The 17,392-nt window shown below is 72.3% G+C and carries 21 protein-coding genes; 10 read left to right on the top strand and 11 right to left on the bottom strand.

From position 1 onward, the window contains the following. Nucleotides 1-16 precede the first annotated feature (16 nt). Complete coding sequence (locus AB0C38_RS07515) at nucleotides 17-148, bottom strand: hypothetical protein (RefSeq protein WP_360668126.1); 132 nt, start codon at nucleotides 146-148, stop codon at nucleotides 17-19. A gap of 101 nt (nucleotides 149-249) precedes the next feature. On the opposite strand from AB0C38_RS07515, the gene AB0C38_RS07520 reads away from it, so the two are divergent. The 3 genes from AB0C38_RS07520 to AB0C38_RS07530 all read left to right on the top strand — a co-directional run bounded on the left by AB0C38_RS07520 (nucleotide 250) and on the right by AB0C38_RS07530 (nucleotide 4,263). After that, nucleotides 250-852, top strand: coding sequence for a hypothetical protein (locus AB0C38_RS07520; protein ID WP_360668129.1), 603 nt, complete (start codon nucleotides 250-252; stop codon nucleotides 850-852). 84 nt (nucleotides 853-936) lie between these two features. Further along, a complete protein-coding gene (locus AB0C38_RS07525) occupies nucleotides 937-1,917 on the top strand; it encodes an alpha/beta hydrolase (RefSeq protein WP_360668132.1) in 981 nt (326 codons plus the stop codon). Between the two features lie 63 nt (nucleotides 1,918-1,980). Continuing rightward, entirely contained in the window at nucleotides 1,981-4,263 is a 2,283-nt protein-coding gene (locus tag AB0C38_RS07530; RefSeq protein ID WP_360668135.1) for a LuxR C-terminal-related transcriptional regulator, read from the top strand. A 15-nt stretch (nucleotides 4,264-4,278) separates the two neighbouring features. On the opposite strand, the gene AB0C38_RS07535 is transcribed toward AB0C38_RS07530, so the two are convergent. Genes AB0C38_RS07535 through AB0C38_RS07545 form a run of 3 tightly spaced genes read right to left on the bottom strand, consistent with a single transcriptional unit; the run spans nucleotide 4,279 to nucleotide 6,646 of the window. Continuing rightward, complete coding sequence (locus AB0C38_RS07535; protein ID WP_360668138.1) at nucleotides 4,279-4,626, bottom strand: STAS domain-containing protein; 348 nt, start codon at nucleotides 4,624-4,626, stop codon at nucleotides 4,279-4,281. Next, the gene (locus AB0C38_RS07540; RefSeq protein ID WP_360668141.1) at nucleotides 4,623-5,837 is read right to left on the bottom strand and encodes a SpoIIE family protein phosphatase; all 1,215 of its coding nucleotides are present in this window, start codon (nucleotides 5,835-5,837) and stop codon (nucleotides 4,623-4,625) included. The genes AB0C38_RS07535 and AB0C38_RS07540 overlap by 4 nt, the downstream gene beginning before the upstream one ends. Then, a complete protein-coding gene (locus tag AB0C38_RS07545; protein WP_360668143.1) occupies nucleotides 5,837-6,646 on the bottom strand; it encodes an alpha/beta hydrolase in 810 nt (269 codons plus the stop codon). Before AB0C38_RS07545 ends, AB0C38_RS07540 begins: the two co-directional genes overlap by 1 nt. Nucleotides 6,647-6,736: 90 nt before the next feature. Here AB0C38_RS07545 and AB0C38_RS07550 point away from each other — a divergent pair, with 90 nt between their 5' ends. The 3 genes from AB0C38_RS07550 to AB0C38_RS07560 all read left to right on the top strand — a co-directional run bounded on the left by AB0C38_RS07550 (nucleotide 6,737) and on the right by AB0C38_RS07560 (nucleotide 8,194). Continuing rightward, nucleotides 6,737-7,102, top strand: a complete 366-nt coding sequence (locus tag AB0C38_RS07550) for an ATP-binding protein (RefSeq protein WP_360668145.1) — start codon at nucleotides 6,737-6,739, stop codon at nucleotides 7,100-7,102. A 57-nt stretch (nucleotides 7,103-7,159) separates the two neighbouring features. Beyond that, entirely contained in the window at nucleotides 7,160-7,579 is a 420-nt protein-coding gene (locus AB0C38_RS07555) for a TOBE domain-containing protein (RefSeq protein WP_360668148.1), read from the top strand. Between the two features lie 114 nt (nucleotides 7,580-7,693). Beyond that, nucleotides 7,694-8,194, top strand: coding sequence for a molybdopterin-binding protein (locus tag AB0C38_RS07560; RefSeq protein WP_360668151.1), 501 nt, complete (start codon nucleotides 7,694-7,696; stop codon nucleotides 8,192-8,194). On the opposite strand, the gene AB0C38_RS07565 is transcribed toward AB0C38_RS07560, so the two are convergent. After that, nucleotides 8,092-8,895, bottom strand: a complete 804-nt coding sequence (locus tag AB0C38_RS07565; RefSeq protein WP_360668154.1) for an alpha/beta fold hydrolase — start codon at nucleotides 8,893-8,895, stop codon at nucleotides 8,092-8,094. The two genes, AB0C38_RS07560 and AB0C38_RS07565, sit on opposite strands and share 103 nt — an antisense overlap. Before the next feature lie 64 nt (nucleotides 8,896-8,959). Between AB0C38_RS07565 and AB0C38_RS07570 the strand changes: the two genes are divergently transcribed. Continuing rightward, entirely contained in the window at nucleotides 8,960-9,781 is an 822-nt protein-coding gene (locus AB0C38_RS07570) for a helix-turn-helix domain-containing protein (protein WP_360668156.1), read from the top strand. Nucleotides 9,782-10,013: 232 nt separating this feature from the next. Beyond that, nucleotides 10,014-11,105: an alpha-lytic protease prodomain-containing protein gene (locus AB0C38_RS07575; protein ID WP_360668159.1), complete on the top strand. Its 1,092-nt coding sequence runs from the start codon at nucleotides 10,014-10,016 to the stop codon at nucleotides 11,103-11,105. On the opposite strand, the gene AB0C38_RS07580 is transcribed toward AB0C38_RS07575, so the two are convergent. Beyond that, the gene (locus AB0C38_RS07580) at nucleotides 11,102-11,368 is read right to left on the bottom strand and encodes a GlsB/YeaQ/YmgE family stress response membrane protein (protein WP_155547145.1); all 267 of its coding nucleotides are present in this window, start codon (nucleotides 11,366-11,368) and stop codon (nucleotides 11,102-11,104) included. The two genes, AB0C38_RS07575 and AB0C38_RS07580, sit on opposite strands and share 4 nt — an antisense overlap. Before the next feature lie 131 nt (nucleotides 11,369-11,499). On the opposite strand from AB0C38_RS07580, the gene AB0C38_RS07585 reads away from it, so the two are divergent. Beyond that, the gene (locus AB0C38_RS07585; RefSeq protein ID WP_360668162.1) at nucleotides 11,500-11,925 is read left to right on the top strand and encodes a pyridoxamine 5'-phosphate oxidase family protein; all 426 of its coding nucleotides are present in this window, start codon (nucleotides 11,500-11,502) and stop codon (nucleotides 11,923-11,925) included. Between the two features lie 129 nt (nucleotides 11,926-12,054). Beyond that, nucleotides 12,055-13,215 (top strand): LLM class flavin-dependent oxidoreductase, encoded by a 1,161-nt coding sequence (locus AB0C38_RS07590; protein WP_360668165.1) that lies wholly within the window; start codon nucleotides 12,055-12,057, stop codon nucleotides 13,213-13,215. Between the two features lie 36 nt (nucleotides 13,216-13,251). Here AB0C38_RS07590 and AB0C38_RS07595 read toward each other — a convergent pair whose 3' ends face one another. Genes AB0C38_RS07595 through AB0C38_RS07615 form a run of 5 tightly spaced genes read right to left on the bottom strand, consistent with a single transcriptional unit; the run spans nucleotide 13,252 to nucleotide 17,384 of the window. After that, entirely contained in the window at nucleotides 13,252-13,998 is a 747-nt protein-coding gene (locus tag AB0C38_RS07595) for an SDR family NAD(P)-dependent oxidoreductase (RefSeq protein WP_360668168.1), read from the bottom strand. After that, nucleotides 13,995-14,915, bottom strand: a complete 921-nt coding sequence (locus AB0C38_RS07600) for a 3-keto-5-aminohexanoate cleavage protein (protein WP_360668171.1) — start codon at nucleotides 14,913-14,915, stop codon at nucleotides 13,995-13,997. The genes AB0C38_RS07595 and AB0C38_RS07600 overlap by 4 nt, the downstream gene beginning before the upstream one ends. Further along, complete coding sequence (locus tag AB0C38_RS07605) at nucleotides 14,915-15,757, bottom strand: LLM class flavin-dependent oxidoreductase (protein WP_360668173.1); 843 nt, start codon at nucleotides 15,755-15,757, stop codon at nucleotides 14,915-14,917. Before AB0C38_RS07605 ends, AB0C38_RS07600 begins: the two co-directional genes overlap by 1 nt. Then, nucleotides 15,754-16,524, bottom strand: a complete 771-nt coding sequence (locus AB0C38_RS07610; RefSeq protein WP_360668176.1) for an aldolase/citrate lyase family protein — start codon at nucleotides 16,522-16,524, stop codon at nucleotides 15,754-15,756. Before AB0C38_RS07610 ends, AB0C38_RS07605 begins: the two co-directional genes overlap by 4 nt. Further along, complete coding sequence (locus AB0C38_RS07615) at nucleotides 16,521-17,384, bottom strand: hypothetical protein (RefSeq protein ID WP_360668179.1); 864 nt, start codon at nucleotides 17,382-17,384, stop codon at nucleotides 16,521-16,523. Before AB0C38_RS07615 ends, AB0C38_RS07610 begins: the two co-directional genes overlap by 4 nt. Nucleotides 17,385-17,392: the final 8 nt, after the last annotated feature.

Raw genomic sequence — 17,392 nt, forward strand, 5'->3', positions numbered from 1 at the left:
GCACCGGGGCGCCGGGTCACTGGCAGGCTTCGCAGTCCGGGTCGTCGATGCGGCAGGCCGCGCCGTCGGTGAGCGGGAAGTCGAAGTCGTCGAGCGTGGGCACCACCGGGGTGGTGGACGTTTCTTCCGGCGTGGTCGTGGCGGACATGGCCCTCCCTAGGGATTCGTACGGTTCCTACTCCTCTGTAGCGCCCGGGATCGACGCGCATTCCGTGACGCAGGGCACACCCGGTCTGGTAGCTTCCCGGCATGCGCCTCGCCTTCGCCCGGACGCTCGCGGTCATCGCATCCCTCCTCGCGTTTTCCCTGGTCACCCCAGCTGCGAACGCGTCACCGCAGCCCGCTTGCGAGTGCTCGACCCCCTCGATCGACCGGTTTCAGCAGTGGCTGGCCAGCGGTGAGGGCACCACCGTCCCGGCCACCGGAACCCTGCTTGTCCGCGAAGGCCACGGATACGCGGCGAAGGTGTCGTTCCTCAACGCCGAGTGGCACGTGGCCGTCGTGTGGCTCGGCAACCAGTTCGAGGCCCAGGCCGACCTCTCCCGCTCGGCCGGCTTCTGGCTGACCTACCGCGCGACCGACGACCTCTACGTCCAGCTGCGCCCGGCGTCCCACTGGAGCGGCGGCGACAAGTGGCTCACGCTGGTGCCCTCGACCCGCGGGAGGCTCGTCACGAAGTTCTTCAGCTTCAACCCCCGCGCGTGGACGTCGCTGCCCGAGCTGGGCACACCGGCGTACTCGTTCGCTTCGGCGTTGACGGAGGCCCGCGGCCTGGTCTTCGTCGGCAAGACGCCGAACGAGCTCGAGTTCCGCGGCCTGCGCGTCGACGGCTACCGGCCGCCCTGCCTCTGAGCACGGCTTTCCGTATTTTGACGGATGCCCGCGGCTCGCGGGCCTCGTGATACTCGGGGCCCGCGAGACGGCAGGAGAACGACCATGAACGACACATTCGACGTCCCCGACGCGGGGACCGATCCCCGCATCGAGCGACGCGTCCGCGAGTTCCTCGCGGAGCTCAACAAGAACCCCGACCCGTTCTGGCTCCTGCCCGGCCCGCAGGTGCGCGCCACGCTCGGCGGCCTGCAGGCGTCCGTCGACGTCGACCTCGGCGGGGTCGACGTCGAGGAGCGCGACGTCGAGGTCGACGGCACGCGCGTGAAGATCTACGTCCAGCGCCCCGCCGGTTCGACCGGGACGCTGCCGGTCATCCTCTTCCTGCACGGCGGGGTGTGGATCGCCGGCGACTTCGCCAACCACCAGCGCCTCACGCGCGACCTCGTCGTCGAGACCGGGTACGCGGTGGTCTTCGTCGAGTACACGCCGATCCCCGACGCGGTCTTCCCGACACAGCTCGAGGAGTGTTTCGCCGCCCTCAAGTGGGTTGCGCGCGAAGGGGCCTCCGAACGCCTCGACGCGGCACGCCTGGCCGTCGCGGGCAACAGCGTCGGCGGCAACCTCAGCGCCGCGCTCACGCTCTACAGCCGCGACCACGACGGCCCGCCGATCCGGGCGCAGCTGCTGCTGTACCCGGCCACCGACGCGCGGGTCGACACCGAGTCGTACCGCGAGTTCGCCGACGGCCGCTTCCTGCCGCTGGACTTCATGAAGTTCGGGTGGGACACCTACGCCCCCGACGAGACCACCCGCGACAACCCGTATGCGTCACCGCTGCGGGCGAGCGTGGAGCGACTGCGCGGCCTGCCGCCGGCGATCATCCACACCTCGGGCAACGACGTGCTCCGCGACGAAGGTGTCGCGTATGGACACAAGCTCGACGAGGCCGGCGTCGACGTCGTCTCGGTCCAGTACGTCGGGCAGATCCACGACATGGCCCTGCTGAACCCGATCCACGACCTGCCCTCGGTGCGCGCCGAGCTGCGGCACGCGGCAGCGGATCTGAAGCACCTGCTTCGCTGATCCTTCCTCGGTAGGCTCGGCTACGGCCCCGAAGGCCGGAGCCGTGGCGAGGAAGTGATCGACGTGCCCGCACTGCCGGCGGAGGTGACGAGTTTCGTCGGACGCCGGCGGGAGCTGAGCGAGACGCGCAGGCTCCTGTCGGCCGGGCGGCTGGTCACCCTCACCGGCACCGGCGGGGTCGGCAAGACCCGGCTGGCGGTGAGGGCCGCCGCGCAGGTGCACCGCATGGTCCCGGACGGGGCGTGGCTGATCGAGCTGGCCACGGTGCGCGACCCGGACCTGGTCGCCCCGACTGTCGGTGCCGCGCTCGGGCTGCGCGACACCGGCGGCGACCCGGTCGCCGGGCTCACGGCGTTCCTGCGGGACAAGCGGCTGCTGCTCGTCCTCGACAACTGCGAGCACCTGGGACGATCGTGCGCCGAGCTGGTCCACGAGCTGCTGACGGCCGCCCCGGGCCTGCGGATCCTGACCACCAGCCGGCACGTGCTCGGGGTCGAAGGGGAGCACGTGTTCCCCGTCCCGCCGCTGGCCGTCCCCGAGGTCCGCGACTTCGAAAGCGCGGCGGGGCTGGACGTCGTCGCGCTGTTCGCCGACCGGGCCGCGGCCGTGTCGGCCGGGTTCGCCGTGGACCGCGCGAACTGGCCGCAGGTGGTGCAGGTCTGCCGCCGGCTGGACGGCATCCCGCTCGCCGTCGAGCTCGCCGCCGGGTGGCTGCGGGTGCTCGGCGTCGACGAGCTGCTCGACCGGCTCGACGACTTCTTCGCCCTGCTCGCGCGCGGCAGCACGGTCGCGCCGGCCCGGCACCGGACGCTCGCCGGTGCGGTCGCCTGGAGCTACGACCTCTGCACACCGGCCGAACGGCGGCTGTGGACGCGGCTGCCGGTGTTCGCCGGTGGCTTCGACCTCGCCGCCGTCGAGGCCGTGTGCGACGCCGGCGAGCACGTGGGCGTGCTCGACCTGGTGGCGGGGCTGGTCGACAGCTCCGTCGTCCAGGTCGCCTCCGCGGACGGCGTCCCGCGCTTCCACCTGCTGGAGCCGGTGCGGCAGTACGCGCTGGCGAAGCTGCGCGAGTCCGGTGAGGAGGACCTCGTGCGGCAGCGCCACCGGGACCACTACCTGGCCGTCGCCGGGCAGGCCGAGCACGGCTGGCGGCACGGGCCGGACCAGGCCGGGGCGGCCGCGCGCCTGCGGCGTGAGGGCCCGAACATCCGGGTCGCGCTCGAGTACTGCCTGAGCACGCCGGGCCAGGAGGCGGCGGGGTTGCGCCTGGGGGTCTCGTGCCGGCTCCAGTGGCTCTTCTTCGGGCAGGTCACCGAGGGCAGACGCTGGCTCGAACGCGCCCTGGCCCTGAATCCCGGGCCGAGCCGGGACCGCGTCCGGGCACTGTGGATCGTCGCCTCGGCCCGCTGTTTCATGGGCGAGGCCGCGTCGGCGGTCGAGCTGGCCGAGGAGGTCGAAGCGTGGGCACGGGCTCACGACGACGAAAGCGAGCTCGCGCACGCCCAGCTCGTGCTCGGCGGGTGCCACTTCTTCTCCGGCGACGTCGGGCGGGCGGCGACCCTGTTCCGCGCGGCCGCCGACCGGCTGGAGGCGGCCGGTGAACGCAGCAGCATGCTGTTCCAGTGCCTTTCTTCGCTCGCCCAGTCGTTCGCGTGGCGCGGAGACCTCGAGGAAGCGCTCGCCACTGCGGACCGGGGGCTGGCGCTGAGCGATCGCACGGGCGAGCAGTTTTCGCGCACCACGCTGCGGTACGTCCGCGGCCTGACGCTGTGGCGGCTCGGCCGGCCCGCCGAAGCCTCGCGAGAGCTCGTCTCCGCGTTGCGGCACGCCCGCCCCTTCACCGACGTGCTCGGCGTTGTGAAGTCGGTGGAGGTGCTCGCGTGGGCGACGGCGGACCTGCGGCGCCCCGAACGCGCCGCGGAACTGCTCGGCGTCGCGCACGCGGTGTGGCCGCTGCTCGGTGCCGCACCGCTGTTCGGGTTCCCGCAGCTGATCGAAGCCCACGAAGAGTGCGTCGCCGAGGTCGTCCGTGCATTGGGCGCGGCCCGCTACGACACGGCCTTCGCCCACGGCGCCTCGGCCGCCGGCGACCTCGTCCAGGCGGTCGACGCTGCCCTCGGCGAAGCGCAGCCGCAGCCGCCGGCCCACCCGCCGGAGCTGAGCGAGCGGGAGTACGAGGTGGCCCGGCTCGTCGCCGAGGGACTGACCAACAAGGACATCGCGCTCCGCTTGGTGATCAGCCGCCGCACGGCCGAGTCGCACGTGGCGCACATCCTCGCGAAGCTGGGGTTCGGCTCCCGGGCCCAGATCGCCACCTGGCTGGCCCGCCGCGGGACGAGCGGCTGAGCCGCGGCGAACCCGTCAGCCGTGGGCGGAGATGGCTTCCTCGGCCGTCGGATAGGTCGGGAAGAAGTCCGCCAGCCCCGTCAGCGCGAAGGTTCGCGTGAGCCGGGTGGGCACCGCGACCAGAGCGACCTTCGCGTCGGCCGCCTCGGCCACGTTCCGGGCCGCGATGAGCGCGGAAATCCCGCTGGAGTCGCAAAAAGTCACGCCCGCCAGGTCCACCACCAGCAGCTGCCCGGCCCCCAGCGTGAGCTCGGCGATGCCGGCGCGGAGCCGGGGCGCGGTGGCCACGTCGAGCTCGCCGCGGACGGTCAGGATCGGGCCCGTGCCCGCCGCGTCGGTCGAAGTCGAGAACGGGTTCGTCATGGCTGGTCGCCTCCGGGCAGCGGGATGCTGAACGCCAGCAGGGCGGTGTCGTCCTCGACGCCGTCGCCGAAGCCGGCCAGCAGGTCGGTGACCGCCTCGATCACCGACGGGGCGGTGGTTGGGGCCAGGCCGGTCAAGTCGTCGCGCAGCTGTTCTTCGCTGTAGCGCGTGCGGCCGTGCGTGCGGGCTTCGGTCAGCCCGTCGGTGTAGAGCAGCACCGTGTCCCCGGCCGCCAAGCGCACGTCCACCGCGGCGAAGCGCGCGCCGGGCAGGGCGCCGACCAGCTGGCCGCCCGGGATCGGCAGGAACGACGCCGTCCCGTCGGCCCGGATCAGCAACGCCGGCGGGTGGCCGCCGCCGGCCAGGGTGACCGTCGCGCTGTCGCCGTGCGGGCGGATGCGGCCGTGGATGACGGTGCAGTAGCGCGGGTCCGTGCCGTGGAACTCCTGGTTGAGCACTGTGTTGAGGGTGCCGAGCGCGACGGTCGGGTCCGGGTCGTGCACCGCGGCCGCCCGCAGCGTGTAGCGCGCCAGCGACGTCACCACCGCGGCGGCGGCCCCCTTGCCCGAGACGTCGCCGAGGAAGAAACCCCACGTGTCGCCGGTGATCGGGAACAGGTCGTAGAAGTCGCCGCCCACCTGGTCGGCCGACGCGGGGTGGTAGTAGGCCGCCACCCGCATCCCGGGCACCTCGGCCAGGGCGGGCGGCAGCAGCGTCTGCTGCAGCGTCCTCGCCAGCCGCTGCACCCGGTCGCGTTCGCGCTCGGCCTCGTCGCGCGCCCGCAGCAGCTCCTGTTCGTAGGCGCGCCGGTCGCGCGCGTCGAACACCGTGGTGCGGATCAGCTGCGCCTCGCCGTCGGAGCCGGCCTTGACCGTCGAGGTCACCAGCACCGGCAGCCGGGCGCCGCCCGCCGTCTTCATCTCGAAGGCGACGCCGCCGAGTTCGCCCTGCATGCGCAGCAACGGCGCGAAGTGCGTCTCGTGGTACAGCCGGCCGCCGACGGTGAGCAGGTCGGAGAACCGGCGCCGCCCGACGATCTCCTCGCGTTCGTGGCCCAGCCAGCCGAGCAGTGTCGCGTTGATCTTCGCGATCGTGCCGTCCAGCAGCGTCGAGAGGTATCCGCAGGGCGCATTCTCGTAGAGGTCTTCCACGCTGTCCTCCAGCAACGCCGAAAACGCCGGATCGGCGTTCTCCCGGTCGCCCGCGCACATCATGGGCCGCTCACGAACGCCGTGATCGCGGCTGTGGTGGCTTCGGGCGCGCTCAGCTGCGGGCAGTGCCCGATCGCGTCGAGCGTCACCAGCCGGCTGCCCGCGATCTCCTCGTGGGTGAACCGCCCGACCTCCGGGGGCGCGATGGCGTCGTTGGCGCACTCGAGGACCAGCGTCGGCACGGAGACCTTCGCCAGGTCGGCGCGGTTGTCGGAGAGGAACGTCGCGCGCGCGAAGACGCGGGCGATCGCGGGATCGGTCCGGCAGAAGCTGTTCGTCAGCTCCTCGCCCAGCTCCGGGCGGTCCGGGTTGCCCATGATCACCGGCGCCATCGCGGCCGACCAGCCCAGGTAGTTCGACTCCAGCGCCTCGAGGAGCTCGTCGATGTCCTCGCGGCTGAACCCGCCGCGGTAGTCCTCGTCGTCGATGTAGCACGGGGACGGCGTGAGCAGCACCAGCTTCGCGAATCGGTCCGGCTCGCGGTTGGCGGCCAGCACGGCGATCATCGCGCTGACCGAGTGCCCCACGAGCACGACGTCCCGCAGGTCCAGTTCGTGGCACAGGGCCAGGACGTCGTCGGCGTAACCGTCGAGAGTGCCGTAGCGCTCCGGGGTCCAGGCCGACAGGTCCGAGCGCCCGGCGCCGGTGTGGTCGAACAGCACCACGCGGTACCGCGCGGCCAAGCCGGGAACGACGAGGCGCCACAGGTTCTGGTCGCAGCCGAAACCGTGGGCCAGCAGGACGGTGGGCCCGTCTTCACGGCCGGTCACGACCACGTTGTTCCTGGTGCGCATGCTCACCGGGCACATCCTGCCACCCGGGCCCCCGCCGCGTGGGCCGAGCCGCGCCTTGTTTGGGAACCGCCGGAAAGGGGTATCAAGCCCAGGTTTCGAAGGGGTGTGAGAACGATCCCGACGCGTGAGTTCGGCACCGGCACGGACCAGCCGGCCAAGGTCCGGAAGTGGGCCCTGGACCTGCTGAGCGGCCTGGCGCCGGAAAGCCTGGCCGACGCGGTGCTGGTGCTCGACGAACTGGTCTCGAACGTGCTCCGCCACGGCCGGACCCCGGCCCGGGTGCGGCTCGTCCGGAAGGCCGGTCACCTGCGGTTCGAGGTCACCGACGCCAGCCCGCGCCCGGCCCGCCCGCGGCCGCCGGACGTCGACGGCGGGCGCGGACTGATGATGATCGGCGCCTGCAGCCGGCGGTGGGGACAGTGGCAGCACGACGGCGGCAAGACCGTCTGGGCCGAACTGGCCGTGGGCTGACACGTTCCGGTGACGTCGCGAAATGCACGGTTCCCGGCTCGCGGCTAGGGTCCCGCCATGGCTCTGAGCATCCGCAACCAGCTCGACGGGACGGTCTCCGCCGTCACGCCGGGCGAGGTGATGGCAACCGTCAAGACACGCCTGTCCGGCGGGCAGGAGATCACCGCCGCCGTCACCCGGGAGGCGGTCGAGGACCTCGGTCTCGCCGAGGGGACGGCCGTGCGCGCGCTGGTCAAGTCGACCGAGGTGTCGCTGGCGACCGGGCCGGTGACCGGCATCAGCATCCGCAACCAGCTGGCCGGCCACGTCACCGCCGTCGCGACCGGCGGTGCGATGGCGACGGTCAAGGTCGCCGTGGACGGCGCCGAGCTCACCGCGTCGATCACCCGGGAAGCCGTCGCCGAGCTGGGGCTCGAACCGGGCACCCCGGTGGTCGCGCTGCTCAAGTCGACCGAGGTCTCCCTGGCGACCGGCTGACGGCCCGAAATCACCGCTTCTGCGGCTTCCCGCAGCGAATCGTTCCGTATTTGCGACCGAGTCGTGCCTGATCGGTGGATGTGCGCGGCTCCGGGTGCGACTTAGCGTGGAGCGATGGAGCCTTACACCCCGCCCCCGGAAGGGCGGCTGCTCGTCACGGGGACGGGGTGCGCTTCTCGGCTGATCGACGTCGGTGAGCTGCGGGCCCGTTCGCAGGTCCGGCTCGACGTCGAGTACGTGACGCGGCGCAAGCGGGAGCGGCACGAGGTGCACGGCGTGCACCTCCACGACGTCCTCACCGAAGGGCCGCTGCCCCTGGACCCGCGGCACAAGATGTCCGGGCTGACCGTCGTCGTGGTCGCCGTCGCCGAGGACGGCTTCCGGGTGGTGCTGTCCCTGGCGGAGATCGACCCCGAGTTCGGCCACTGCGCCGCCCTGCTGGCGACCCGGTACAACGGCGAGGTCCTGCCGCGCCCGACGCTCGTGATGCCGAGCGACCTGCGGGCCAGCCGCTACGTGCGCGGGCTCGCCGAGCTCTGCCTGGTCAGCGTGGACCCGGTGAAGGCCAGCAGCGCTTCGGCGGTCCGCGGCGGAGCTTCCAGCATGGGGGAGTGACCGACGCCGGGCAGCGGCACGACCCGCGTGCCCGGCACGGCGCGGTAGGCCGCGAGGGAACTCGAGGGCTGCCAGCGCCGGTCGTCTTCGCCGAAGAGCGCCAGCACCGGTGTGCCCAGCGCCGTCAGCCGCTCCGGGATCGGTTGGCGCGCAAGGTATTCGACGGCTCCACGCTGGGTCGCGGTGAACGAGGTGAAGGTCATCTCGCGCACGTCGGCCACGAGTGCCGCGGGCGCCTCGTAGTCACCGGGGCCGAAAGCGGATGTCATGGCCTGGCGGATCTCCTCGTCGGTCAGCTGCGCCCACTGCCCGGCTTCGAACGCGATCTGCGGGCCGATGTAGGTGTCGAGGCTCGGCCCGGTGTCGACGAGCACGAGCGCGGTCACCAGCGCGGGCCGCTCCTCGGCGAGGGCGGTGGCGACCAAGCCGCCGCTGGAGTGACCGACGACCACGGCGTGCTCGACACCGAGCCGGTCCAGCTCCTCGCCGGCCCGGCGGGCCTGCTCGGGGACGCCGTACCCGGCGTCGTCGGGCTTGGCCGACCGCCCGTGCCCGAGCAGGTCGACCCGGACCACGCGGTGGGCGCCGGTCAACAGGGGGAGCAGCGCGTCCCACGAGCGGGTCGAGGAGGCGGACCCGTGGATCAGGAGGAGGACCGGCGCGTCGCGCGGGCCGTCGTCGGTCAGGTGGAGGTTCGTCATGCGCCGACCCTGGCCGCCCGGGATGCCGGTGGATTGGACGAATGTTCCGCGTAGCTTGGGAACCATGGGGCCCGAGGAACCACTGTGGGACGTCGCGGTCCCGGCGTCGCCCGGCCGGCTGCCCGGCGCCGCGATGGCCGGGTTCTCCGACCGCGGCCGCACCCCGGCCGGCCTCCGGCTGATCCCGCCCCCGGCGGTGACGCTGGCCCTGGTGTTCGGTCCCGGCACCGTCGTCCTGTCCGGCGCGGCCGGGCGGGGGAGTGTCGTCGCCGGGCTCGGGTTCGGCACGACCCGGGTGACGCAGGCGGCGGACTTCGCCTGCGTCCAGGTGCGCCTGCCGCCGATGATCGCGGGCGCCGTCCTCGGCGTCCGCCCGGCCGAGCTGGACGGCGGGTTCATAGCCCTGGACGACCTGTGGGGCCGGGACGCGGCCCGGCTCGCCGAGCGGCTGAGCGAGACGCCGTCGTGGGAGGAGCGGTTCGCGCTGACGGACGCGGTGCTCGCCCGCCGTCTCGACGCGGGACCGGCGGCCGACCCGGAGGTCGCGTGGGCGTGGGGGCGCATGGTCCGCACCCGCGGCCGGGTCCGCGTCGAGCGGCTCGCCGATGACGTCGGGTGGAGCCGCAAGCGCCTGTGGTCCCGGTTCCGGGCGCAGATCGGCCTGCCGCCCAAACGCGCGGCGCGGCTGGTGCGCTTCGACCACGCCGTCCACCGGCTGGTGGCGGGCCAGGACGCCGCCTTCGTCGCCGCCGACGCGGGCTACGCCGACCAGTCCCACTTGCACCGCGAAGTCCGGGCGTTCACGGGGATCACGCCGGCCGTGGTGGCGGGCGAGCCTTTCCTGACCATCGACGGCCTCGCGTGGCCTTCTCCGGCGCGGGGCTGAGGCCGCGTCCGTCGCAAGTGGACAGACCACGGACCACGACTGGTCCGCTTCGCTGTCCGGTTACTGTGCGCGGGGCGAATTGTCCGGTACCTATCTTTTGTCCTGTCCGACGAAAGTCGGTACCGCCGGTTCCGGCCGCGGATCACCCTCGGGCGCACCGGAACACCGGTCACCCCACCGCGACCGGCGTGGCCATCCCTCGCGCCGGTTCCCCGTGAAAGCGAGTACCGGCATGCGCACGAAACACTTGCTCGCCCGCTCCGCCACCACCTTGGTGGCCGCCGGCGCGGTCGCCGCCTTCCTGACGAGCCCGGCCACCGCCGTCACCATCGACGGCTACTCACCCGACGTGCAGCGCGACGCGGTCGCCTCCCTCTCGGCGGAGGCCGGGATCAGCGAGTCCGCCGCCGTCGCGCTGCTGCGGACGCAGGCGGCCAGTGTCGAGACCCTGCACCAGGTCACCGGCGCGCTCGGCGCCCGGGCCGTCGACGGCTACCTCGACGCGGCCGCGAAACCCGTGGTGAACGTGCTCGACCAGGCGGCCGCCGACCAGGTCACCGCGGCCGGTGGGCAGGCCCGGCTGGTCAAGCACTCGAGCTCCGCGCTGGCGGGCGCGCAGAACGCCCTGCAGGCGCTGCCCGCGGTCGCGCACACGTCGATCGGCCTCGACCCGAAGACCAACCAGGTCGTGGTGACCGTGGCGGACGCGGCGCGCGGCTCCGACGCCCTGCTGAAGGCCGCTTCCGCACTCGGCGACCGCGTCCGGGTGGAGCGCGTCACGGGCGAGATGCACACCACGATCTACAACGGCGAAGCCATCACCGGCGGCGGCACCCGCTGTTCGGCCGGCTTCAACACCAACCGCGGCGGCGTGAACTACCTCGTCGACGCCGGCCACTGCACGCGCGCGGTGTCGACGTGGAACGTCGGCCCGTCGCAGGGTTCGAGCTTCCCGGGCAACGACTACGGGCTGATCCGCAACAACACCGGCAGCGCGCCGGGCGCGGTCACCCTGTGGAACGGCTCCACGCAGCGGATCAGCTCGGCCGGCACCGCGACGGTCGGCCAGCGGATCAGCAAGAGCGGCAGCACCACGCACCTGACGTCGGGCTCGGTCACGCGGACGAACGTGACCGTGAACTACGCCGAAGGCTCGGTGTCCCAGCTGATCCAGACCAACGCGCTGGTCAACCCGGGCGACTCGGGCGGCTGCCTGTTCGCCGGCAGCGTCGGCCTGGGCATCACGTCGGGCAAGGGCAGCGGGACGTCGTTCTTCCAGCCGGTCGGCGAGGCCTTGAGCGCGTACGGCGTCAGCCTCAACTAGTCGCGGCGGCTCCGGCCGAAGGCCATCCGGTAGATCACCAGGATGATCAGCGCGCCGAGGACCGCGAGGCCCCAGGTGCGGAGGTCGAAGAAGGTGCCGAGGTCGGTGTGGAACAGGGTCTTGCCGACCCAGCCGCCGACGAACGCGCCGCCGATGCCGAGCAGGATCGTGATGATGCAGCCGCCGGGGTCCTTGCCCGGCATGAGGACCTTCGCGATCACGCCCGCGATGAGCCCGAGCACGATCCAGCTGATGACGCCCACGGTGCCTCCGTCCGCCTGTCTTCCTTGACGGCACAGGATGGCAGGCGGACGGCACCCCGGCGCGATGAGCCACGCCGACGTGACGGGCGTCTCAGCGTTTTTTTGTCGGACCCCCCGGGTAGCTTCGGGGCATGGTGCTGTCCAAGGAGGAACGCGAAGAATTCCTGGCTCAACCCCACGTCGGTGCGCTTTCGGTGGTGGAGCGGCCCGATCGGGCGCCGCTCACGGTGCCGATCTGGTACCAGTACACGCCGGGCGGCGAGCTGTGGATCCGCACGGCGCCGGGGTCGCGGAAGGCCCGGGCGATCGAGGTGGCCGGCCGCTTCAGCTTGCTGGTGCAGCGGACCGAGCCGACGGTCCGCTACGTCTCGGTGGAGGGCCCGGTGACCAGGACCGAGCCGGACGACGACGAGCGGGCGCGAGAGATGGCGGCGCGCTACCTCCCGGCGGGCAAGGTCGACGAGTTCGTCGCCTTCGAGCGGAAGGAGCTCGGCGAGCACCCGGCCCTCTTCATGCGCCCGGAGCACTGGCTGTCGGCCGACCTGGGTCCGGGCTGACCGAGGCGCCGCCGCAGCCGGTCCGCGACGGTACGCCGGGCAACTGCTCCATCCAGGTGACTACCTGTAATGGACCGATCGCTCTCGGCGTCTGACTTCTCGGTGACCCCGACGAAGCGGAGGCCGTGGATGAAGGTCGATCTGTTCAACGAAATCCAGAACCCGCGGCCGTGGCCCGAAGGGCATGAACAGCTGCGGTTCCGGCAGGCCATCGAACAGGCCGTCCTGGCCGACGAACTGGGCTACGGGTGCTGGTGGCAGGTCGAGCACCACGGTGCGGGGGAGTTCAGCCTCTCCTCGGCTCCCGAGCTGATGCTGGCGGCGCTTTCCCAGCGCACCAGCCGGATCCGGCTCGGGCACTCCGCGGTGCTCGCGCCGGGGCGGTTCAACCACCCGATCCGCGTCGCCGAGCGGGCGGCGACGCTCGACCACCTCAGTGGCGGCCGGGTGGAGCTGGGCCTGACCCGGTCGACGATCCCGGAGTGGCGGCTGTTCGGCATCGAGCCGGAGGACGCGCGCGCCCAGACGCAGCAGGCGTTCGAGATGGTGCCGAAGATGTGGACGTCCGAACGGTTCTCCCACGAGAGCGCCGACTACCGCGTCGACGACGTCGCGATCGGGCCGAAGCCGCTGCAGCGGCCGCACCCGCCGCTCTGGCAGGCGGCGGCGAGCCCGGCCTCGTTCGAAGAGGCCGGCCGCCGCGGGGTGGGCGTGTTGGGCACGACCATGTGGGAGTCGCTGGAGCGGGCGAGCCGCCTGATCGGCCTGTACCGGGCGGCGGCCGCGGAATGCACGTCGCCGGTCGGGGCGTTCGTCAACGACCAGGTCGCGTTCTTCACGTTCGTCCACTGCGCGGACACGGACGAGGAAGCGATGCGCAACGGCGCGGCGGCGGCCGCGGCCTGGTACACGGTGACGGCGTTGACGTTCTTCGAAGCGGCGACGGAGTTCGTCCGCGCGAACGCCCGCAACGAAGAGCTGATGAAGTCCCCGGGCCTCACGGGCGACTTCCTCCGCGGCGAGGCGGCGAACGCACCATCGGAGGCGAACCTGTTGATCGCCCGGATCCTCCAGGGCGAGCAGGTGGCCGACGACGAGGTGTTCGAGGTGCTGAGCGCGCAGGACTCGCTGATCGTGGGCAGCCCGGAGACGTGCCGTAAGAAGCTGCGCGCGTACGCGGACCTGGGCATCGACCGGATGATGTGCCTCCAGCAGATCGGCGGCATCCCGCACGAGAAGGTGCTGAAGAGCATCCGCCTGATCGGGGAGCTGATCCCGGACCTGGCGTGACGACGGTGGGGCGCCGGGAAACCGGCGCCCCACCGCTCAGGCCGTGAAGCCGCCGTCCACCGGGACGACTACTCCGCTCAGGTGACTCGCCCGGTCGCTCAGCAGGAACGCCGCCGTCGAGCCGACTTCCGCGCCCGTGCCCGCCTTGCGCAACGGGGTTGCCGCGATGCGGGCCTCCACGCCGCCCGGGATCGTGCGGCGCAGCTCGTCCAGCATCGGGGTCTCCGTCGGGCCCGGGGCGAGCACGTTGACCCGGATGCCCAGCGGCCCGAAGTCGTGGGCGGCCGTGCGGGTCAGGCCGATCACCGCGTGCTTCGTCGCCTGGTACGCGCCCATGCCCGGGCTTCCCCGCAGGCCGCCGATGCTGCTCACGTTCACGATCGAGCCGGATCCCTGGCGCTCCATCACGGCGACCTCCGCGCGCAGGCACAGCCACGTGCCCTTCACGTTCACCGCCATGATCCGGTCGAAGTCCGCTTCGGACACCGAGTCGAGCCGTCCGCCGCCGCCCATGGCCGCGTTGTTGAACGCTCCGTCCAGACGACCGAACCGCGTGACCGTCGCCGAGACGAACTCCTCCACGTCGGACGCCGATGCGACATCACCAGTCGTGTAGGCGACGTCGTAGTCGCCGAGCTCGGCCGCCAGTTTCGCCAGGGGTTCTTCGTGCCGGGCCACCAGCATCACCGAAGCGCCGTCCTCGGCGAACACGCGCGCCGCGTCCGCGCCGATGCCCGAACTGGCCCCGACGACCAGGACGACCTTTCCGGTCAGCAGGCTCATGCCTCTCCTCCTCGCAGGGCCAGCATCGCGCGGGCGTCGGCCGGTGTGGCGATGGGCTTGCCGAGATCCTCCACCACCGCCCGGATCTTGCGCACCTGCTGGTCGTTGCTCTCGGCCAGCTTTCCCTTTCCGATCCACAGGCTGTCTTCCAGGCCGACCCGGACGTGCCCGCCGAGCCACGCGCTGTGCGTGCCGAAGCCCAGCTGGTCGCGGCCGGCGGCGAACGCCGAAAACGCGTAGTCGTCGCCGAAGAGCTTGTCCGCGATCCGCACCATGTGCTCCAGGTTCGCGTGGTCGGCGCCGATCCCGCCGAGGACGCCGAACACGCCCTGGATCAGCAACGGCGGTTTCGCCAGCCCGAGCTCGACGAAGTACGCCAGCGAGTACAGGTGCCCGATGTCGTAGCACTCGTACTCGAACCGCGTCCCGGACTCACCGAGCGTCCGCAGCGTGTGCTCGATCTTGTCGAACGTGTTCACAAAAGGCTTCGAGTACGTGTTGAGCACGTACGGCTTTTCCCAGTCGTGCTTCCACTCCGTCACCTTGTCGGCGATGCCGGAGTAGACGAAGTTCATCGACCCCATGTTCATCGACGCGAGCTCCGGCCGCAGCCGGTAGGCGGCCGCGAGCCGTTCGTCCATCGTCATCGAGGACGCGCCGCCGGTGGTGATGTTGATGACGGCGTCGGTCTCCGCGGTGATCCGCCCGACGATCTTCTCGAACACGTCCGGATCGGGCGTCGGCCGCCCGTCCGGCTCCCGGGCGTGCAGGTGCACGATGGCCGACCCGGCCTCGATGGCCGCCAAGGCAGCGTCGGCGACCTCGTCGGCGGACAACGGCAAGTACGGGCTCTGCGACGGGATGTTCACCGATCCCGTGATCGCGGTGGTGATGATGACCTTTTCGGCCGTGCGCATCAGTCCTCCTGTAGTGCGAGCGCCCGGTAGGCGTCCAGCTTGGCGTCGTCCAGCGGCCCGACCAGGCTCAAGGCCACCTGCGTCGCACCCGCGTCGTACTGCGCCCGCACCGCCTCGCGCACCTGCGACGGCGTGCCGCACGCGACGAGCGCGTCGACCAGCCGGTCGGACCCCGGCGGCGCGAGGTCAGCGTCGGTGAAGCCGAGCCGCGTCAGCTTCGCGAGCTGGTGGGGCAGCGTCAGGTAGTAGGCGAGACGGCGGCGCGCGACCTCCCGCGCCGCCGCCCGCGAGCGACCCACCACTGCCCACTGGACGACCGACAGGAACAGGTCCGGCCCGACCGTCTCGCGCGCCCAGCGGGTGTGCTCCGGCGTGACGAGGAACGTGAGCAGGCCGTCGGCGCGCTCGGCGGCGAGCCGCGTGATCCCCGCCGAGTACGCGCCGAGGACCCGCGGCACCCCGGGCGCGACCTTGTCGACGCCGTCGAGGTAGTCGCGCAGGAACGGGAGCGGTCCGACCCCGCGTTCGCGGACCGCTCCGCTGACCCCGAGCCCCAGCACGTAGCGCCCGGGGTAGCCGGCGGCGAGGTCGCGGGCCGCCGACGCCGCCGACTTCGGCACGCGTTCGAGGGCCCGCGCGACGCCGTTGCCGACGACCAAAGCCGACGTCGACGCCAGGACCAGCGCCGCCGTCGTGAACGCCTCGCGCCCGGCGACCTCGGGGATCCAGACCATGCGGTGGCCGTACTCCTCGAGCGCCCGCGCGAACCGCACGACACCGGCGTGGTCCAGGTCGTCCAGCTCGGCGACCGACAACGCGGTGCGCGGCAGGGACAGCGTCATGCGGTCGCGTCCCGGAACGCCCGGACCAGGCCGCGGGCGGCCTCGGCCAGCATCGTCGTGTCGTTGCTGAGCAGGACGAAGTCGCAGCCGTCCCGCACCGCCTGCGCGGCCTTCTCCGGCACCCCGCCGAACGCCAGGCCGCAGCGCTTCCCGGCGGCGTGCGCGGCCGCGATCGCCGAGGCGATCAGGTCGAGCACGTCCGGGGACGCCGGCGTCGAGCCCATCGACATCGACAGGTCCGCCGCGCCGACGAACACCGCGTCCACGGTGTCCAGGGCCAGCATCTCGGGGGCGGCCTTGATCGCCTCGACGCTCTCCAGCTGCGGGATGCACAGAACGTCGTCGTTGCCCGTCGCCAGGTATTCGGCGTTCGGCTTCAACCCCCACGTCCCGGCCCGGCTGGTGCCGCCGGCGCCGCGGACGCCGTGCGGCGGGAACCGGCACGCCCGCCCGACGGCCGCTGCCTCCTCGACCGTGTCCACATGGGGCACGAGGATGCCCATGGCGCCCGCGTCGAGGATCTTCTGGATCGTCGACGGCGTCTTGTCCGGCACCCGGACGATCGGCGTCATGCCGAGCGCCGCCGCGGTGTTGATCAGCCGGTACGCCGTCACCAGGTCGAGGGGCGCGTGCTCGAGGTCGACGACCACGAAGTCGAACCCGGCGAACGCCATGATCTCGGCCGGCTCGCCCGACGCGATCTTCAGCCAGGTGCCCAGGGGAGTGGTCTCGCGGGCGAAGAGCCCGCCACCGGTGCGCCCGCTCACGGCATCGGGTAGTCGTCGGCGTTGAGAACCCAGCCGGGTTTCTCCGAGAAGTCCACGCGCGGTGGGCTGAAGATGTCGATCAGCTGGTTCACGCCCGGGTCGCTCGCTTCGGACGTGTGTACGGTCGGCGGCGGGATGACCGTCACCGACGGGCTCCCGATCCGCACGTGCTCGTCCTCGCGCCAGGTGGTGCTGTCGGGCAGCCACGGCGTGCGGATGTGGTGGACGTACTCGCCCTGGACGGCCAGCGAAAGCTGCTCGAAGTCGTCGTGGTGGTGCGGGGACAGCTTCCGCGCGTCGCGCGGCCCGTCCTGCAGCGGCAGGAAGTTCACCATGAACGAGCGGGTGCGGAAGATCCGCCCGAACCGCTTCGGGTCGTCCGGGACGTCGGACAGGGGGTAGAAGCGAACCCGCGCTTCGGCGGGTGCCGGCCAGCGTTCCAGCAGCGTGACGCGGGGGTGGTCCTCGGCGTACGCGTCGGCGTTGGCGACGCGCTCCCGCCACGCGGGTTCGGTCGCCTCGACCAGCCGGACCAGCGGTCCGTCGCCGTGGACGCTGATCCGCGAAGCCCCCGGCGGGACGACCACGAGCCCGGGTTCGTCGATGCGGATGGCGCCCTCGCCGGTCAGCACCGTGAAGGCGGGGGAGGCGCCGGTGACGACGATCGCCAGTTCGCCCTCCAGGGTGCCGTTGTCGAGGTCGTCGCCGTCGCGGGCGTCGGTGTGGATGAGGATGACGTTCTGTGCGCGCACCACCGGGGTCGCGCGCAGGTCGAGGTACTGGGCGGCGGTGATCGCGGCGCCGCTGTCGGGCCGGGCCGCGGTGGCCAGCGCCGAACGGGGATCGTCCTTTTCGTACACGACGGGTG

Origin of the sequence: Amycolatopsis sp. NPDC048633, assembly GCF_040650695.1 — a bacterium.
GTDB lineage: Bacteria > Actinomycetota > Actinomycetes > Mycobacteriales > Pseudonocardiaceae > Amycolatopsis.

Excerpts from the sequence above, each read along its gene's own strand:
- AB0C38_RS07600 (WP_360668171.1), bottom strand. The coding sequence starts at position 14,915 with ATGCGCACGGCCGAAAAGGTCATCATCACCACCGCGATCACGGGATCG.
- AB0C38_RS07520 (WP_360668129.1), top strand. The coding sequence starts at position 250 with ATGCGCCTCGCCTTCGCCCGGACGCTCGCGGTCATCGCATCCCTCCTC.
- AB0C38_RS07590 (WP_360668165.1), top strand. The coding sequence starts at position 12,055 with ATGAAGGTCGATCTGTTCAACGAAATCCAGAACCCGCGGCCGTGGCCC.
- AB0C38_RS07525 (WP_360668132.1), top strand. The coding sequence starts at position 937 with ATGAACGACACATTCGACGTCCCCGACGCGGGGACCGATCCCCGCATC.
- AB0C38_RS07555 (WP_360668148.1), top strand. The coding sequence starts at position 7,160 with ATGGCTCTGAGCATCCGCAACCAGCTCGACGGGACGGTCTCCGCCGTC.
- AB0C38_RS07570 (WP_360668156.1), top strand. The coding sequence starts at position 8,960 with ATGGGGCCCGAGGAACCACTGTGGGACGTCGCGGTCCCGGCGTCGCCC.
- AB0C38_RS07565 (WP_360668154.1), bottom strand. The coding sequence starts at position 8,895 with ATGACGAACCTCCACCTGACCGACGACGGCCCGCGCGACGCGCCGGTC.
- AB0C38_RS07605 (WP_360668173.1), bottom strand. The coding sequence starts at position 15,757 with ATGACGCTGTCCCTGCCGCGCACCGCGTTGTCGGTCGCCGAGCTGGAC.
- AB0C38_RS07535 (WP_360668138.1), bottom strand. The coding sequence starts at position 4,626 with ATGACGAACCCGTTCTCGACTTCGACCGACGCGGCGGGCACGGGCCCG.
- AB0C38_RS07595 (WP_360668168.1), bottom strand. The coding sequence starts at position 13,998 with ATGAGCCTGCTGACCGGAAAGGTCGTCCTGGTCGTCGGGGCCAGTTCG.
- AB0C38_RS07585 (WP_360668162.1), top strand. The coding sequence starts at position 11,500 with ATGGTGCTGTCCAAGGAGGAACGCGAAGAATTCCTGGCTCAACCCCAC.
- AB0C38_RS07540 (WP_360668141.1), bottom strand. The coding sequence starts at position 5,837 with ATGTGCGCGGGCGACCGGGAGAACGCCGATCCGGCGTTTTCGGCGTTG.
- AB0C38_RS07560 (WP_360668151.1), top strand. The coding sequence starts at position 7,694 with ATGGAGCCTTACACCCCGCCCCCGGAAGGGCGGCTGCTCGTCACGGGG.
- AB0C38_RS07545 (WP_360668143.1), bottom strand. The coding sequence starts at position 6,646 with ATGTGCCCGGTGAGCATGCGCACCAGGAACAACGTGGTCGTGACCGGC.
- AB0C38_RS07575 (WP_360668159.1), top strand. The coding sequence starts at position 10,014 with ATGCGCACGAAACACTTGCTCGCCCGCTCCGCCACCACCTTGGTGGCC.
- AB0C38_RS07515 (WP_360668126.1), bottom strand. The coding sequence starts at position 148 with ATGTCCGCCACGACCACGCCGGAAGAAACGTCCACCACCCCGGTGGTG.